The 15,357-nt window shown below is 71.6% G+C and carries 18 protein-coding genes; 7 read left to right on the forward strand and 11 right to left on the reverse strand.

Translation table 11 applies throughout. The annotated features are described in order from the left end of the window. Positions 1-133 precede the first annotated feature (133 nt). Complete coding sequence (locus tag ABZ904_RS28530) at positions 134-832, forward strand: O-methyltransferase (protein ID WP_359396768.1); 699 nt, start codon at positions 134-136, stop codon at positions 830-832. A gap of 147 nt (positions 833-979) precedes the next feature. Here the strand turns inward: ABZ904_RS28530 and ABZ904_RS28535 are convergent, their stop codons facing one another. Beyond that, entirely contained in the window at positions 980-1,147 is a 168-nt protein-coding gene (locus ABZ904_RS28535; RefSeq protein ID WP_003966491.1) for a DUF3117 domain-containing protein, read from the reverse strand. Between the two features lie 369 nt (positions 1,148-1,516). Between ABZ904_RS28535 and ABZ904_RS28540 the strand changes: the two genes are divergently transcribed. Beyond that, positions 1,517-2,320: an enoyl-CoA hydratase-related protein gene (locus ABZ904_RS28540; RefSeq protein ID WP_359396663.1), complete on the forward strand. Its 804-nt coding sequence runs from the start codon at positions 1,517-1,519 to the stop codon at positions 2,318-2,320. Positions 2,321-2,341: 21 nt separating this feature from the next. Here the strand turns inward: ABZ904_RS28540 and ABZ904_RS28545 are convergent, their stop codons facing one another. After that, positions 2,342-2,923 carry a DNA-3-methyladenine glycosylase I gene (locus ABZ904_RS28545; RefSeq protein WP_359396666.1) on the reverse strand — a complete coding sequence of 194 codons (582 nt, stop codon included), beginning with the start codon at positions 2,921-2,923 and terminating at the stop codon, positions 2,342-2,344. Continuing rightward, positions 2,920-3,267: a DivIVA domain-containing protein gene (locus tag ABZ904_RS28550; protein WP_359396668.1), complete on the reverse strand. Its 348-nt coding sequence runs from the start codon at positions 3,265-3,267 to the stop codon at positions 2,920-2,922. The genes ABZ904_RS28545 and ABZ904_RS28550 overlap by 4 nt, the downstream gene beginning before the upstream one ends. A 151-nt stretch (positions 3,268-3,418) precedes the next feature. On the opposite strand from ABZ904_RS28550, the gene folP reads away from it, so the two are divergent. After that, positions 3,419-4,279 carry a dihydropteroate synthase gene (gene folP, locus ABZ904_RS28555; RefSeq protein WP_359396671.1) on the forward strand — a complete coding sequence of 287 codons (861 nt, stop codon included), beginning with the start codon at positions 3,419-3,421 and terminating at the stop codon, positions 4,277-4,279. A 78-nt stretch (positions 4,280-4,357) separates the two neighbouring features. On the opposite strand, the gene ABZ904_RS28560 is transcribed toward folP, so the two are convergent. Next, entirely contained in the window at positions 4,358-5,116 is a 759-nt protein-coding gene (locus tag ABZ904_RS28560) for a TIGR00730 family Rossman fold protein (protein WP_359396673.1), read from the reverse strand. A 112-nt stretch (positions 5,117-5,228) separates the two neighbouring features. Further along, entirely contained in the window at positions 5,229-6,308 is a 1,080-nt protein-coding gene (dapE, locus tag ABZ904_RS28565) for a succinyl-diaminopimelate desuccinylase (RefSeq protein WP_361826243.1), read from the reverse strand. 95 nt (positions 6,309-6,403) lie between these two features. Here dapE and ABZ904_RS28570 point away from each other — a divergent pair, with 95 nt between their 5' ends. Both ABZ904_RS28570 and ABZ904_RS28575 read left to right on the forward strand, forming a co-directional pair. Then, positions 6,404-7,360 (forward strand): heavy metal transporter, encoded by a 957-nt coding sequence (locus tag ABZ904_RS28570; RefSeq protein WP_359396677.1) that lies wholly within the window; start codon positions 6,404-6,406, stop codon positions 7,358-7,360. A gap of 324 nt (positions 7,361-7,684) precedes the next feature. Beyond that, positions 7,685-8,116: an ATP-binding protein gene (locus ABZ904_RS28575; protein WP_359396679.1), complete on the forward strand. Its 432-nt coding sequence runs from the start codon at positions 7,685-7,687 to the stop codon at positions 8,114-8,116. 67 nt (positions 8,117-8,183) lie between these two features. On the opposite strand, the gene ABZ904_RS28580 is transcribed toward ABZ904_RS28575, so the two are convergent. Beyond that, complete coding sequence (locus tag ABZ904_RS28580) at positions 8,184-9,275, reverse strand: bifunctional succinyldiaminopimelate transaminase/glutamate-prephenate aminotransferase (protein ID WP_359396681.1); 1,092 nt, start codon at positions 9,273-9,275, stop codon at positions 8,184-8,186. Positions 9,276-9,428: 153 nt separating this feature from the next. Then, positions 9,429-9,749, reverse strand: a complete 321-nt coding sequence (gene fdxA / locus ABZ904_RS28585) for a ferredoxin (RefSeq protein WP_043443616.1) — start codon at positions 9,747-9,749, stop codon at positions 9,429-9,431. Positions 9,750-9,889: 140 nt separating this feature from the next. On the opposite strand from fdxA, the gene ABZ904_RS28590 reads away from it, so the two are divergent. Together ABZ904_RS28590 and ABZ904_RS28595 are read left to right on the forward strand one after the other, a co-directional pair. Beyond that, positions 9,890-10,939, forward strand: coding sequence for a GNAT family N-acetyltransferase (locus ABZ904_RS28590; protein WP_359396683.1), 1,050 nt, complete (start codon positions 9,890-9,892; stop codon positions 10,937-10,939). A 17-nt stretch (positions 10,940-10,956) separates the two neighbouring features. Beyond that, positions 10,957-11,808: a transglutaminase-like domain-containing protein gene (locus ABZ904_RS28595; protein ID WP_360998710.1), complete on the forward strand. Its 852-nt coding sequence runs from the start codon at positions 10,957-10,959 to the stop codon at positions 11,806-11,808. A 37-nt stretch (positions 11,809-11,845) separates the two neighbouring features. Here ABZ904_RS28595 and ABZ904_RS28600 read toward each other — a convergent pair whose 3' ends face one another. From ABZ904_RS28600 to ABZ904_RS28615, 4 genes are read right to left on the reverse strand one after another with little or no spacing between them, the layout of a single operon-like run. Next, positions 11,846-12,460 carry a response regulator transcription factor gene (locus ABZ904_RS28600; protein ID WP_359396688.1) on the reverse strand — a complete coding sequence of 205 codons (615 nt, stop codon included), beginning with the start codon at positions 12,458-12,460 and terminating at the stop codon, positions 11,846-11,848. Between the two features lie 10 nt (positions 12,461-12,470). Next, positions 12,471-13,649, reverse strand: coding sequence for a histidine kinase (locus tag ABZ904_RS28605; RefSeq protein WP_359396771.1), 1,179 nt, complete (start codon positions 13,647-13,649; stop codon positions 12,471-12,473). A 5-nt stretch (positions 13,650-13,654) separates the two neighbouring features. Next, positions 13,655-14,395, reverse strand: coding sequence for an ABC transporter permease (locus tag ABZ904_RS28610; RefSeq protein WP_360998708.1), 741 nt, complete (start codon positions 14,393-14,395; stop codon positions 13,655-13,657). Further along, positions 14,392-15,315, reverse strand: coding sequence for an ABC transporter ATP-binding protein (locus tag ABZ904_RS28615; RefSeq protein WP_359396692.1), 924 nt, complete (start codon positions 15,313-15,315; stop codon positions 14,392-14,394). The genes ABZ904_RS28610 and ABZ904_RS28615 overlap by 4 nt, the downstream gene beginning before the upstream one ends. Positions 15,316-15,357 lie beyond the last annotated feature (42 nt).

Below are 15,357 nucleotides of genomic sequence, written 5' to 3' on the forward strand. Positions count from 1 at the left end.
CTCCGGATAAGCGGTTTTACGTGAATTTGATGTGAGGTGATGTGGCTGCGTCATCACTTGCTCGGCGTCCGGGTCCATCCGTTCCCCCCGTCGATCCCCGCTTCTCTTTCCACTCTCCTAAACGCCCGGTCCCATCTGCGGGTTCCCGGGGCCAACGGATACAGTCACGCCGAGGCAATCACGGGGACAGGAGAGGGTCATTACCGGCAACCGGCAGACGAGCTGGGCGTTCGCCGACGCCTATGTCGCCGAGGACGACGCACTGCACTGGGCCCGCGACCGAGCCCGTGAAGCGGGGTTGCGCTCGGTGTCTCCCGGCGCGGGCGCCGCGCTGCGGATGCTCGCCGCCACCGTGGACGCCAAGGCGGTGGCGGAGATCGGGACCGGATGCGGCGTCTCCGGGATCCATCTGCTGCATGGCATGCGGCCGGACGGGGTGCTGACCACCGTGGACCCTGAACCGGAGCACCAGCAGTTCGCCCGGCAGGCCTTCAGGGCCTGCGGCTTCGCGAGCAACCGCGCCCGGTTCATCCCCGGCCGGGCCCTGGACGTGCTGCCCCGGCTCGCGGACGCGGGCTACGACCTCGTCTTCTGCGACGGCGACCGGCTCGAGGTCCTCGACTACCTCGCTGAATCGTTGCGCCTGCTGCGCCCCGGCGGGCTGGTCGTCTTCGAGGGTGTCTTCGCCAACGGCCGCACGGTGGACTCCGGGCCGCAGCCCACCGAGGTGCTGCGCCTGCGGGAACTGCTGCGGGCGGTGCGCGAGAGCCCGGACCTGATGCCCTCGCTGCTTCCGGTGGGCGACGGGCTGCTGTGCGGGGTCAAGCGCTGAGGCCGCGCACCGCAAAAGGGTGAGCACTCCGCTCCCCCCGGGGCAGGCGTTCCGGCCCGTGGCAACGCGATGCCCCACCCCTGCAAAACAGCGGCCCCGGCACCGCGTACGATGCCGGGGCTACCGAGAACCGGGGTCGCTTGCGCGTCAGCCGACGACCTTCTTGAGGGCGTCGCCAAGCGCGTCGGCCTCGTCAGGGGTCAGCTCGACGACGAGCCGACCGCCGCCTTCGAGCGGAACGCGCATGACGATGCCCCGCCCCTCCTTGGTCACCTCGAGCGGGCCGTCGCCCGTCCGCGGCTTCATGGCCGCCATGCTCGTTCCCCTTCCTGAAACCAGCTCACGTCAGCCGACGGCCCTTGAAGGGCACACGGTCCATCACGGGACACGCGACACCGGCATCGAACACATTGCTTCCAAGCCATTATCCCGCATCTCAGGACCCGATGACCAACATGAGTCGGCATCGCTTGGGCAACACGCGCGAGCAAAACCACTCAATTCGGCGATGTGACTGTGATACTGCGCTCTTGCACGGACACCCGCCGTCCGGACCTGGCGGGCAATTCTTTGACGCAGGTCACACGTGCGCCTCGTTTCCCCGGCGGTGATCTCCGCCATGCTGTCTTCGACGCAGGACGTACCGACCGGTACGACCGAGCCGTGACTTCAGAGGGGACCACCATGGCCGACACCGTGCTCTACGAGGTGAGCGACGGACTCGCGACGATCACGCTGAACCGTCCGGAGGCGATGAACGCGCTGAACATCGCGACCAAGGCCGCCCTGCGGGACGCGGCTCAAGAGGCGGCGGCCGACGAGGCCGTACGGGCGATCCTGCTGACCGCCGCCGGGGACCGGGCGTTCTGCGTGGGCCAGGACCTCAAGGAGCACATCGGCCTGCTCCAGGCCCAGGACGCGGGCTCCGGCACCGCGGTGATGAGCACCGTGCGGGAGCACTACAACCCCATCGTCCGGGCGTTGACCGGAGCGCCGAAGCCGGTGGTCGCCGGAGTGAACGGGGTCGCCGCCGGAGCCGGCTTCGGATTCGCGCTCGCCGCGGACTACCGGATCGTCGCGGACACGGCGGCCTTCAACACGTCGTTCGCCGGGGTGGCGCTCACCGCCGACTCCGGGACCTCCTGGACGCTGCCGCGCGTCGTCGGTCCTTCCCGCGCCGCCGACCTGCTCCTCTTCCCGCGGAGCATCAGCGCCCAGCAGGCCTACGAGTGGGGGATCGCGAACCGCCTGGTCCCCGCCTCCGAGCTGCGTGCGGAGGCGGAGAAGGTGGCCCGGTCGCTGGCCGAGGGCCCGACGCTGGCGTACGCCGCGCTGAAGGAGTCCATCGCCTACGGGCTCTCCCACTCCCTCGACGAGGCTCTCGAGAAGGAGGACGAACTGCAGGGCCGCGCGGGTGCCTCACACGACCACGGCATCGCGGTGCAGGCGTTCGTCAACAAGGAGAAGCCGAAGTACGTGGGCCACTGAGGCGGGTTCGCGCCGCCCGGGTCAGCTGCTCCGGGCGGCGCAGTCGGCCAGGTGGTCGTCCACCAGCCCGCACGCCTGCATCAGCGCGTACGCCGTCGTCGGGCCGACGAACCGTATGCCGCGCTTCTTGAGGGCCTTGGACAGGGCCGTCGACTCGGTGGTGACGGCGGGCACGTCGCCGAGGGACATCGGCGCCGGGCGCGAGGCCCCGTCGGGCGCGTACGACCAGATCATTTCGTCCAGCTCGCCCGGCGCCCAGTCGGCCAGCACGCGCGCGTTGGCGAGCGTCGCCTCGATCTTGGCGCGATTGCGGATGATGCCGGAGTCGGCGAGCAGACGCTCCTGGTCGGCCTCCGTGAAGGCGGCCACCTTGGCGATCCGGAAGTCGGCGAAGGCGGACCGGAAACCTTCGCGGCGGCGCAGGATCGTGATCCACGACAGACCGGACTGGAAGGCCTCGAGGCACAGCCGCTCGTACAGCGCGTCGTCCCCGTGGACCGGGCGGCCCCACTCCTCGTCGTGGTACGCCACGTAGTCCTCGGCGGACAGGGCCCACGGGCAGCGCAGCACACCGTCCGGCCCGGCCACGGCGGCGCCGCTCATCGGTGGTCCCCCTCGCCCCGCTCCTCGGTGGCGGCTCTGGACGCGCGGGCACCGGCGAGCGCGGACTCCAGGTCGGCGATGCGGGCGTCCCGTTCGGCGATCTCGGCGCCGAGGCGGCCGAGCGCGTCGTCCACGTCCGCCATGCGGTAACCGCGCAGGGCGAGCGGAAAACGCAGGGCCTCCACGTCCGCGTGGCCGACCGGGCGGTCCGGCGGCAGCGGGTCCTCAAGCCGCTCGGGCGCCGCCTCCGGCAGGGGTGCGCTCTCGCCGCCGCCCACCACGGCCAGTGTCACCGCGGCCACCACGACGGCGAGCGCGACGACCAGGAACAGGAACATGAGCATCAGTGAGGTCCCCACGCTCGGTGCCGGCGCGCGGTGCGCCGGCGCGAAGTGCCGATGTCGATTGTGTCTCGGTCAGATCGTGCCATGCCAGGCTGACGGTTAAGGTCGCAGGCGGCCGAGGAACGGGACGTACTGGGAGAGGTCACAGGAGATGCTCAGGCTGGGCAGGCGGGAATTCGGCGCACACGAGCCGGTGATCATGGCGATCGTGAACCGGACCCCCGACTCCTTCTACGACCAGGGGGCCACGTTCCACGACGAGCCCGCCCTGGCGCGCGTGGAGCAGGCGGTCGCCCAGGGCGCCGCGATCGTCGACATCGGCGGGGTCAAGGCCGGACCGGGAGAAGAGGTCACGGCCGAGGAGGAGGCGCGGCGGACGGTCGGTTTCGTCGCCGAGGTACGGCGGCGCTTCCCGGATGTGGTGATCAGCGTGGACACCTGGCGCCACGAGGTCGGCGAGGCGGTGTGCGAGGCGGGCGCGGATCTGCTGAACGACGCGTGGGGCGGGGTCGATCCACGGCTCGCGGAGGTCGCGGCACGGTACCGGGTGGGGCTGGTGTGCACCCACGCCGGAGGTGCGCAGCCGCGGACCCGTCCGCACCGGGTGACGTACGACGACGTGATGGCGGACATCCTGAAGGTGACCCTGGGGCTGGCGGAGCGGGCGGTGGCGCTCGGCGTACCGCGCGAGTCGGTCCTGATCGACCCGGGCCATGACTTCGGGAAGAACACGCGGCACAGCCTGGAGGCGACGCGGCGGCTGGACGAGATGGTCGCGACGGGATGGCCGGTACTGGTGTCGCTGTCCAACAAGGACTTCGTGGGCGAGACGCTGGACAAGCCGGTGAAGGAACGGGTGCTGGGGACCCTGGCGACGACGGCCGTGTCGGCGTGGCTGGGAGCGCAGGTGTACCGGGTGCACGAGGTGGCGGAGACGCGCGAGGTCCTGGACATGGTGGCGTCGATCGCGGGCCATCGCCGGCCGGCGGTCGCCCGCCGCGGTCTGGCGTAGCCCCGCCGGGTGCCGGGGGCCTGGTCCCGCCGGCCCACCCGTCGCGGGGCTCCCCCCGGCCCCGGCGTCCACCGGGACCTAGCGGCCGGCCTCCTTGGAGACCAGCTCGACGGCCTCGTCCACGTCGTCCGTCAGGTGGAACAGGAGCAGGTCCTTCTGCGAGGCCTTGCCCTGGGCCACCAGGGTGTTCGTCAGCCAGTCCACCAGACCGCCCCAGTACGCCTTGCCGTAGAGGACGATCGGGAAGCGGGTCACCTTCTGGGTCTGGACCAGGGTCAGGGCCTCGAAGAACTCGTCCAGCGTGCCGAGGCCGCCCGGCAGCACCACGAACCCCTGCGCGTACTTCACGAACATCATCTTGCGCACGAAGAAGTAGCGGAAGTTCAGTCCGATGTCGACGTACGGGTTCAGCCCCTGCTCGAAGGGCAGCTCGATGCCGAGGCCGACCGAGACGCCCTTCGCCTCGCAGGCGCCCTTGTTCGCCGCCTCCATCGCACCCGGGCCACCGCCGGTGATCACCGCCCAGCCCGCCCGCACCAGTCCCCGCCCGAGCCGGACTCCGGCCTCGTACTCGGCCGAGTCCACCGGTGTCCGGGCCGAGCCGAACACGCTGATCGCGGGCGGGAGTTCGGCCAGGGTGCCGAAGCCCTCGACGAACTCCGACTGGATCCGGAGGACCCGCCAGGGGTCGGTGTGCACCCAGTCGGTGGGAGCGCGCTCGTCCAACAGCCGCTGGTCCGTGGTGCTCGTCTTCACCTGGTCCCGCCGGCGCAGCACCGGACCGAGCCGCTGCTCGTCCGGCGGCACCTTCTTCCCCTCGGGGTTGCCAGTAGGCATGTGCGCTCCCTCCGCTCGGGGGTGGTTCCTCCCCAGCGTAGATCCACGCTGGTTAAGGACGGGGGACGTGTGCATGTCCGCCATGGGCCGCGGTCCCCACATTCGCAGCAGGTCAGGACGTCAGCCAGGCCCGCAGGCGCTCCTCGCCGGCGAGGATCTTCGCCGTCTCCACGCGCTCGTCCCGCTTGTGCGCCAGGTGCGGGTTGCCCGGACCGTAGTTGACGGCCGGGACGCCGAGCGCGCTGAAACGGGAGACGTCCGTCCAGCCGTACTTGGGCTGCGGGGTGCCGCCCACGGCTTCGATGAACGCCGCGGCGGCCGGGTGCGAGAGGCCGGGAAGCGCCCCGCCGCTGTGGTCGACCACGACGAACTCGTCGATCCCGCAGTCCGCGAAGACCTCGCGGACGTGGGCGACCGCCTCCTCCTCGGTGCGGTCCGGGGCGTAACGGAAGTTGACCGTGACCACGCACTCGTCGGGGATCACGTTCCCCGCCACCCCGCCCGAGACGCCGACCGCGTTCAGGCCCTCCCGGTACTCCAGGCCGTCGATCACCGGGTACCGCGGCTCGTACGCGGCCAGGCGGGCCAGGATCGGGGCCGTCGCGTGGATCGCGTTCGCGCCCATCCAGCTGCGCGCCGAGTGCGCCCGCTCGCCCCTCGTCTTCAGCAGCACCCGCAGCGTGCCCTGGCAGCCGCCCTCGACCTGGCCGTCGGAGGGCTCCAGCAGCACCGCGAAGTCGCCCTCCAGCCAGTCGGGCTGGGCCTTGGCCACATGCCCCAGACCGTTCAGGTGGGCGTCGACCTCTTCGTTGTCGTAGAAGACGAACGTGAGGTCGCGGTTGGGCACCGGGACCGTCGCCGCGATACGGAGCTGAACGGCGACGCCCGACTTCATGTCGCAGGTGCCGCACCCCCACAGCACACCGTCCGCGTCCAGGCGGGAGGGCACGTTGTCCGCGATCGGGACCGTGTCGATGTGTCCCGCCAGGATGACGCGCTCCGGCCGCCCCAGGCCCGTCCGCGCCACGACGTTGTTGCCGTACCGCTCGACCGCCAGGTGCGGCAGGGCGCGCAGTGCGCTTTCGATCGCGTCCGCGAGGGGCTTCTCAGCGCCGCTCTCGGAGGGGAAGTCGACGAGCTGCGCGGTCAGCCGCGCGGCGTCCAGCGTGAGGTCAAGAGGGGTATCGGCCATGATGTCGACCCTAGCGCGCCGGACCGCGCCCGCTGCCCCACGAGTTGTCCACAACCTCGGGCGGCGTCCCGAGACGCCTCCAGTACCTTGTACGCGTGCCAGAGCCGTCCCCCAACCTCAAGCGTCGCGGCCGCCTTCTCCGTTTCGGGGCGGCATTCGTGGCCCTGCTCGCCGTCGCGGGCTATCTCGTCGTCCAGTACCTCACCGGCTCCGCCGCGCCCAGATGCACGGTCGTCTCGGGCGAGACCGACGGGACGTCGTACGACTTCACCCCCGAGCAGGCGGTCAACGCGGCGACGATCTCCGCCGTCGGCACCGCTCGCGGCCTGCCCGAGCGGGCGGTGACCATCGCGCTCGCGACCGCGCTCCAGGAGTCGGGCCTGCGCAACATCGAGCACGGCGACCGGGACTCGCTCGGCCTGTTCCAGCAGCGCCCGTCACAGGGCTGGGGCAGCCGGGACCAGATCATGGACCCGACGTACGCGGCGGGCGTCTTCTACCAGCACCTGGCCAAGGTGCCCGACTACAAGGAGCTGCCGCTGACCGTCGCCGCGCAGCGTGTGCAGCGCAGCGGCTATCCGGAGGCGTACGCGAAGCACGAGCCGGACGCCAGGCTGCTCGCCGACGCGCTCACCGGCAGGTCGCCCGCCACGCTCACCTGCCAGGGGCGCCCGGCGCCGACGGCGGCCGGTGGCCCGGACGCGGTACGGGCCGCGCTGGTAAGGGACTTCGGGCGGGACGTGCTCCAGACGGCCGGTGCGGAGGTGGGCGCCCACCGGCCCTCGGCCTCCCCCACCGTGACCGCGAAGACGGCCGGCAACGCGGTGACGGTCCCGGTGCCCCGGAAGTCCACCGCCTCGGGCACCGTCCGCCAGCGCGGCTGGGAGCTGGCGCACTGGGCCGTGGCGAACTCGTCGGCGCTGCACATCGCCCGCGTCTCCTTCGACGGCCGTGAGTGGTCGCGCGGGGGCTTCGCGAACGAGTGGCGTACGGCGGGTGGGTCGGACGCCAAGGCGGCGGCCGCCGAAGTCCGTATCGTCACCGGCGAGTAGATCGGGCAGCAGTACGGGTTCTCACCCCTCCGAGTTGTGCGCGGCGCGCCTCGTCGACGAGGCGCGCCGCCTTTTTCCCGCATCCCCCTGCAGACCCCGAAATCCTTGAGAACAAAGGGCTGCAGGGATTCGGGGGGCTTTCCGGCCGGATGCCGTTTGCCCGATTTCATCCCCAGCCGATAATGCGACGCATTGCCAACTCTTTACCTGGGCGCACCGCAACCTTCGCGGGCTTCGAGCGGTAATCACTGCGTCCGAGCCCGGAATGATCAACTGCCGGACAGAGCCGGGCACTTCACCGTTCTCTCCCGTCTAAGGAGCACCATGTCCCTCCCCCTGACCCGCCGGATCGCCCGTGCCGCGCTGCTGATCGCAGCGGGAGCGGCGCCCGTGGTCGGTGCGGCCGGCTCCGCCAGCGCGACGACGACCGATCTGCCGGCCACTCCGAACCTCGCCGGGCTGACCGCCCTGGACAACGCACAGGTCGGCACCACCGTCGACAGCGCGACCCAGAAGGTCTCCGGGCTGGCGGGTGACGCCGGTGGCCAGGCGGTCCAGGCCGGCGGCAAGGCGGTCAAGCAGGCCGTCCCGGCCGCGAACAACGCCGGCGGCAGGCTCGTCGGAACCGCGGCGCCGATGGCGCAGAAGGCGGCCGGGGACGCGGCAGGGCAGGCCGGCGGTCTGCTCGGCGGTGCCGCCAAGACCGGACTGCCGGGCCGGCAGCTGCCGGTGCAGGGTCTGCCGCTGGGTGGCTGAGTGGCACAGCGCTACGACGGAGGGGTACAGGGAGCCACCCTGGGCCCCTCCTGTTCGTATCGGGGCCTTAGAGCCGCTCCACCGCTGCCGCGACGCGCTCGTCCGTCGCCGTGAGGGCCACCCGTACGAACGTCTCGCCCGCGGGGCCGTAGAAGTCCCCCGGGGCGACCAGGATCCCCAGGTCGGCGAGGTGGGCGACCGTGTCCCAGCAGGACTCGTCGCGGGTCGCCCACAGATACAGGCTCGCCTCGCTGTGCTCGATGCGGAAGCCGTGCTTCAGGAGGGCGTCCCGCAGGACCGTGCGGCGGGCCGCGTAGCGCTCACGCTGCTCGCGGACATGCGTGTCGTCGCCCAGCGCGGCCACGACCGCCGCCTGGGTCGGCGCCGAGGTCATCATGCCGCCGTGCTTGCGGATCTCCAGGAGGGGGCCCAGCACCGCCGGGTCGCCCGCGAGGAACGCCGCCCGGTAGCCCGCCAGGTTCGACCGCTTGGACAGGGAATGGACCGCGACGATGCCCTCGTACGACCCCTGGCAGACGTCCGGGTGCAGGACCGAGACCGGGTCGGCCTCCCAGCCCAGCTCGAGGTAGCACTCGTCGGAGAAGACCAGGACGCCGTGCTCACGCGCCCAGGCCACGATCCGGGTGAGCTCCTCCTTGGCCAGCACCCTGCCCGTCGGGTTCGACGGCGAGTTGAGCCAGAGCAGCTTCACGTTCGCGGGGTCCAGCTCGGTCGGGTCGTCGTAGGCCACGTGGTCCGCGCGGGCCAGGCGCGCGCCGACCTCGTAGGTCGGGTAGGCCAGGCGCGGGTAGGCGACCGTGTCGCCGGGGCCGAGGCCGAGCTGGGTCGGGAGCCAGGCCACGAGCTCCTTGGAGCCGACGATGGGCAGGACATGGCGGTGGGTGACGTCACGGGCGCCGAGGCGGCGCTCCAGCCAGCCCGTGATCGCGTCCCGCAGCTCGGGCGTCCCCCAGACCGTCGGATAGCCCGGGGAGTCCGCCGCCGCGACAAGCGCTTTCTGGATCAGCTCGGGGACCGGGTCGACCGGGGTGCCGACGGACAGGTCGACGATTCCGCCCGGGTGCGCGGCGGCCGTCTTCTTGTACGGCTCGAGCTTGTCCCAGGGGAAGACCGGAAGGCGGTCGGATACTGCGGACACGGGGATCGGGCTCACTTTCTGGGTACGACGGGCGCCTCCTACGAGCGTACGGGCGCCAAACGCCACGGTCCCGTGCGGCGCGGGCGCCGTACGGGACCGAGACGGCACCGGCTCATCGGCTTCCGGGCCGCTGAAGCCGGTTGTGCGGGCCGCTTACTGGTTCATCGGGGGCAGCGCCGCGATGAAGGGGTGATCGCGCTCGATCAGCCCCAGCTTGCTGGCGCCACCGGGCGAGCCGAGCTCGTCGAAGAACTCGACGTTCGCCTTGTAGTAGTCCTTCCACTCCTCGGGCGTGTCATCCTCGTAGAAGATCGCCTCGACCGGGCACACCGGCTCGCAGGCTCCACAGTCGACGCATTCGTCCGGGTGGATGTACAAGGACCGCTGGCCCTCGTAGATGCAGTCGACCGGGCACTCCTCGATGCACGCCTTGTCCTTGACGTCGACACAAGGCTCTGCGATGACGTAGGTCACGCTGTCGTTCCTCCTCGGTAGGGCGCTGGCGGGCCTCCTCAGGCTCCGCCGCCTGGCGCGCGGGAGCGCGGCGTCGTCGATGCCCGCACCTAGTATCTCCGTTCCTGGGCATGATCCGAACAGGAGGGGTGAACTGACCTGTGGAAATCTCTGCGGGCGGACGGCTCGTGGTCCGTATCACCACTGCTGACGTGGGGAAACGCGTCTCCGTACGGCGGTGGAGCGAACATGCCACCGAGGGTGAGAAGTTCACCGACACGGTCGGAGTTCTCACATCATGGGACAAGGGTGTGCTGCTGATCACGCAACGCGACGGAAAGACCGTCCGGATCACGGAGTCCTCCCTGGTCGCGGGCAAGGTGGTGCCCCCGGCACGGGTCCGCCGTACGGGCCCGGCGACGTCGTACGAGGAGCTCGCGCGGATCTCCGCCCGGGCCTGGCAGCCGGTCGAACGGGAGCGCCTCGGTGACTGGGAGCTGCGCGCCGCCGCCGGATTCACGCGCCGGGCCAATTCCGTGCTGCCGCTCGGTGACCCCGGGCTGCCGCTGGACGAGGCCCTGACGGCCGTGCGGAGCTGGTACGCGGCCCGCGGCCTGCCCGCGTACCTGCAGACGGCGACGGGGGCGGAGGGCACCCAGGAGCTGCTGTGCGCGGAACTGGAGGCCCGGGGGTGGACGCGGGAGGTGACCGCGGAGCTGTGGACCGGTGCCCTGGCGCCCGTGTCGGACCGTGAGGCCCCAGGGGTGGAGCTCTCGCGCACGGCCGACGAGACGTGGCTCGCCCGCTATCAGCGCAAGGGTCTCGGCGAGGTGGCCCTGAAAGTGCTGGGCAGCGGGCCCTCGGTCTGGTTCGCGACGGTACCGGGGCCGGAGGGTGCGCCTCCGGCGGCGATCGGGCGGTGTGTGGTGGACGGCCGGTGGGCCGGCTTCGGGGCGGTGGAGGTCGACCCGGACCTGCGTCGCCGGGGACTGGCCACCGCCGTGATGGCCGCGCTGGCCCGGCAGGCCCTCGACGAGGGCGCCTCGGCGGCGTGGCTCCAGGTGGAGAGGGACAACGCGGGCGCCCGGGCCCTGTACGCACGACTCGGCTTCGGGGCGCATCATGCTTATCACCACTACCGGGAGCCGGAGGGCTCCCGCGGTCCGGACGCGGGCGGCCCGGCGGTCGCGCGGTCCGGCCCGGTGGGGTGAGAGGTTTCGAGGCCGTCATGCATTCCCCCTATCCCCCGGAGCCGGAACGGGCCGCCGAGGTGCGTCGGCGGTTCGGCGAGGAGGCCCGCTGCGCGCAGCCCGATCTCACGACCCTCTGCCTGCTCGTGGGAGCCGCCGCGGACGGAACGCTGGACGAGGCGGGGATGGACGCCGCGCAGATGGAGCTGGACCGGCTGGCCGGACAGCTCCCGTTCGGGCCGGGCGGCCCCCGTTCCTGGGCCGTCGCGCTCGCCGACCTCCTCGGGGCGCGCTACGGCTTCCACGGCACGCTCGCCGACTACGAGCGGCTGCAGTCCTCGCTGCTGCACGAGGTGCTGCGGCGGCGGCAGGGGCTGCCGATCCTGCTCTCGGTGGTGTGGATCGAGGTGGCCCGGCGGGCCGGTGCGCCGGTGTACGGGGTCGCGCTGCCCGGGCACTTCGTCGTCGGGTTCGGGTCGCAGGAGGACCAGGTGCTGGCCGACCCCTTCGACGGGGGGCGGGTGCTGACCGGCAGCGACGCCGAGATGCTGGTCGCCGGGGCCACGGGAGCGCCGCTCGACCGGTCGATGCTGGCGCCGGCGGATTCGCTGGACGTCGTGCTGCGGGTGCTGAACAACATCCGCGCGTGGGCCGCCGCCCGGCCCGAGCGGTCCGATGTGGCCCTGTGGGCGGTCGAGTTGTCGTTGCTGCTCCCCGCGCATCCGGCCCGGCTGCGCTACGAGCGCGCGCAGCTGCTGGTCCAGCGGGGAGACTTCGTGCAGGGGGCTGTGGAGCTCGACGCCTACGCGGACCTGGTGTCCGCCGTCGACGAAACGGCGGCCGATCAGGTACGGGGGCAGGCCCGGGCGGCCCGGGCAAGGCTGAACTGAGGCCTCTGCCCCGTCGGGATCGCACCGGGCCAGGCGGCTACAGCCAGCCCTTCTCCCGTGCGATCCGGACGGCCTCCGCCCTGTTGCGCACCGCCAGTTTCTGGATGGCCGTGGAGAGATAGTTGCGGACCGTGCCCTGGGACAGGTGCAGGGCCGCGGCCAGCTCCGCGTTGGTGGAGCCGTCCGCCGCCGCGCGCAGGACGTCGCGTTCGCGGTCGGTCAGCGGGTTGGCGCCGTCGGCCAGGGCGGCCGCGGCCAGCGTGGGGTCGATGACGCGCTCGCCGGCGAGCACCTTCCGCACCGCCTCGGCGAGTTGGGCCGCGGGCGCGTCCTTCACCAGGAAGGCGTCGGCGCCCGCCTCCATCGCCGAGCGCAGATAGCCGGGACGCCCGAAGGTGGTGAGGACGACCACCTTGAGGGCCGGAAGCTCCCGCTGGAGCCCGGCCGCCGCCTCGATCCCGGTCGCACCGGGCATCTCGATGTCCAGGAGCGCCACGTCCACGTCGTGGGCGCGCGCCGCCGCCAGCACCTCGTCGCCGCGGGCGACCTGGGCGACGACCTCGATGTCCTCCTCCAGACCCAGCAGGGCGGCCAGCGCCTCCCGGACCATCGACTGGTCCTCGGCGAGCAGGACCTTGATCGTGCGGCTCATGCCCCGGATCCTACGGCCTGGCACCGCCCACGGGCACGCGCGCGACCAGCCGGAAGCCGTGCTTCACACGGCCCGCCTCCAGCGTCCCGCCGGCCTTCTCCAGCCGCTCGGTCAGACCGGTCAGGCCGTTGCCCGGGCCCTTGCCCGAGCCGCCGGAGCCGTCGTCGTCCACGGAGAGCTCCAGTACCTGCCCGTCCAGGGTCTGCCGCCTGAGCACCTCCACCGTGCAGCGCGCCGCGCCGCTGTGCCGCACGACGTTGGTGACCGCCTCGCGCAGCGCCCAAGCGAGGGCGGACTCGCTGTCCTGGGCGACACCGGAGAGGTCGGGCTCCGCGGGTACGTCTGCGGTGACCGCGGCTGCCGTCAAGGCGACCTGCGCTCCCGCGAGTTCGGCGGCCAGGCGCGGACGCCGGTAGCCCGCGACCGCCTCGCGCACATCGACGAGGGCCTGGCGGCTGACCTGTTCGATGTCGGCGACCTGCTGGGCCGCCTTGTCGGGGTGGTCGGGGAGCATACGGCCGGCGAGCTCGCTCTTCAGGGTGATCAGCGACAGCGAGTGCCCGAGCAGGTCGTGCAGATCGCGGGCCAGACGCAGCCGCTCCTCGTTGGCCGCGAGCTGGGCGACGGTGGCCCGGGCCTTGCGCAACTCGATCGTCGTGCGCACCAGCTGGCCGACGCCTGTCATCGCGAACCCGATGAGCAGTACCAGGAGGATCATGTTCCACGCGTGCTTCTCGCCGATGTGCAGTCCGACGAGCAGCATCTCGGCGGTCGTCGCCGGGATCGCCCAGTAGGCCATGCGAAGCGGCAGGGCCGCCCCGCAGGCGACGGAGACGTAGACGAAGAGGCCGATCCAGGCCGAGCCGAGTGTGAAGCAGAGCAGGGCGGCGAGCGCGGCGAGAAGGACGATGAGGATGCTGACGTACGTCCCGGAGAACGGCCGGCCCATGTTGCGGAAGACCAGCGTGAGATAGACCCCGACGAAGGCCGCGAGGCCCAGCCAGCCGGCCACGGTGCCGCCGGTGGTGTGGTTGCCGGAGGCGAGGTCGTGGACCGGCGAGCTGAGGAAGACCAGCCAGACACCGATCCACAGCGTCTTGCGCAGCAGCTCAGGCCGGTTGCGGGGCGGCTGACTCAGGCGTGTCAGCCGCTCCGACCGGACCTCGTCGGACCGCAGGTCGTCCGTCATGGCGCTCACGCCTTCAAGGTGTCCTTCCGGTACAGCCAGGCCGCGCCGCCCGCGAACAGGGCGAAGAAGGCGACGAGGATGGCGATGTCCTGTGCGTGCGGGGCCCGGCTCTCCTCGATGGCCTGCCCCAGAGCAGCGTACGCGTGGGTGGGCAGCCACTTGGCGATGTCCTGCAGCCACTGCGGGAAGGTGGTCGCGGGCATCCACAGGCCGCCCAGCAGCGACAGCCCGAAGTAGATGATCATCGTGATCGGGCGGACCGCGTCCCCGCTGGCGAGGTAGCCGATGGCCACGCCGAGGGCGGCGAAGACGAGGCTGCCGGCCCAGATCGCGCCGGTGAGGGCGAGCCACTGCCAGGCCTCGAGGCGGACGTGCTTCACGGCCGAGGCGACCACGAAGACGATCACGATGGACGGCAGGCTGACGACGGCCGCACTGGCGGTCTTGGCGAGGACGTAGCCGCGCCCCGGGAGGGGGGTCAGCCGCAGCTGCCGGACCCAGCCGCTCTCGCGCTCCTTGGCGATGCGCTCGCTGTTGCCCATCAGGACGGCGGTCAGTGCGCCGAAGGACGCCATCGAGACCATCATGTAGGTCGGGATTGTCAGGCCGGTGCCGTCGACCTTGGTCACGCTGTCGGCCTTGCCCGCGATGAGCAGGAAGAGGAGCGACGGGTACAGCACGGAGAAGAACAGGAACTTGCGGTTGCGCAGGGCCCTGGCCAGTTCCAGCTTGATCAGGCTGCTCACGACTGCTTGGCCTCCTCGGCCTCGGTGATGGCGACGAATGCCTGCTCGAGCCCGAGCCCGGCCACTTCGAGATTGCGGGGGTAGACACCGAGGCCGTACAGGGCGTGGACGGTGGCGTCGGCGTCGGTGGACTGGATGCGGACCGTCTGCCCGGAGATGTCCATCACGGTGAGGAAGGGCAGCGCGCGCAGCGGGGCCTCGTCGATCGAGCCCTCCAGATCGAAGGAGATACGGCGGGCACCGGCCTTCGCCTTGATCTCGGCGGCGGTCCCGTCGGCGAGGAGGCGCCCGCGGTGCAGGACGAGCACCCGGTCGGCGATCGCGTCGGCCTCTTCGAGGTAGTGCGTGGCGAACAGGACCGTACGCCCCTCGTCCGCCTGTTCCCGCATGGTGGCCCAGAACGCCTGGCGGGCGGAGACATCCATGCCGGTGGTCGGCTCGTCCAGGACGATGAGGTCGCTGTCGCCCGCGGTGGCGAGGGCGAAGCGGACACGCTGGGCCTGGCCGCCGGAGAGCCTGTTGACCTTGCGGTCGGCGATCTGCGCGATGCCCGCGCGAGTGAGCACATCGTCGATCTTGTACGACTTCGGGTGCAGGTCGCAGGCGAGCTTGACCAGTTCGGCGACCGTGACCTCGTCCATCAGGCCGCCGCTCTGCAGCATGGCGCCCACGCGTCCGGCGACTATGGCTTCGCGCGGACCGGTCCCGAACACGCGGACCGTGCCGCTGTCCGCCTGCTTGAGCCCGAGGAGCAGGTCGAGAGTGGTGGACTTGCCCGCGCCGTTGGGCCCCAGGAGGGCCACCGTCTCGCCCGGGTGCAGGTCGAGCGTCAGACCGTCGACGGCCCGGACGCTCCCGTAGGCCTTGGTCACCTGGTCGAATGCGACCACCGTTGTGGTGACCGCAGTTGTCGTCGTCATGACCCCATCGTCGCCGCGCGGTGGTGCCGCGGAGCAGTGCCA

It is taken from the genome of Streptomyces sp. NPDC046900 (genome assembly GCF_040644975.1).
Classification (GTDB): Bacteria; Actinomycetota; Actinomycetes; order Streptomycetales; family Streptomycetaceae; genus Streptomyces.

Coding starts and splice junctions, on each gene's coding strand:
- ABZ904_RS28595 (WP_360998710.1), top strand. CDS start 10,957: ATGCATTCCCCCTATCCCCCGGAGCCGGAACGGGCCGCCGAGGTGCGT.
- ABZ904_RS28560 (WP_359396673.1), bottom strand. CDS start 5,116: ATGCCTACTGGCAACCCCGAGGGGAAGAAGGTGCCGCCGGACGAGCAG.
- ABZ904_RS28540 (WP_359396663.1), top strand. CDS start 1,517: ATGGCCGACACCGTGCTCTACGAGGTGAGCGACGGACTCGCGACGATC.
- ABZ904_RS28615 (WP_359396692.1), bottom strand. CDS start 15,315: ATGACGACGACAACTGCGGTCACCACAACGGTGGTCGCATTCGACCAG.
- ABZ904_RS28535 (WP_003966491.1), bottom strand. CDS start 1,147: ATGGCGGCCATGAAGCCGCGGACGGGCGACGGCCCGCTCGAGGTGACC.
- ABZ904_RS28605 (WP_359396771.1), bottom strand. CDS start 13,649: ATGACGGACGACCTGCGGTCCGACGAGGTCCGGTCGGAGCGGCTGACA.
- ABZ904_RS28600 (WP_359396688.1), bottom strand. CDS start 12,460: ATGAGCCGCACGATCAAGGTCCTGCTCGCCGAGGACCAGTCGATGGTC.
- ABZ904_RS28550 (WP_359396668.1), bottom strand. CDS start 3,267: ATGCTCATGTTCCTGTTCCTGGTCGTCGCGCTCGCCGTCGTGGTGGCC.
- dapE (WP_361826243.1), bottom strand. CDS start 6,308: ATGGCCGATACCCCTCTTGACCTCACGCTGGACGCCGCGCGGCTGACC.
- ABZ904_RS28575 (WP_359396679.1), top strand. CDS start 7,685: ATGTCCCTCCCCCTGACCCGCCGGATCGCCCGTGCCGCGCTGCTGATC.
- folP (WP_359396671.1), top strand. CDS start 3,419: ATGCTCAGGCTGGGCAGGCGGGAATTCGGCGCACACGAGCCGGTGATC.
- ABZ904_RS28545 (WP_359396666.1), bottom strand. CDS start 2,923: ATGAGCGGCGCCGCCGTGGCCGGGCCGGACGGTGTGCTGCGCTGCCCG.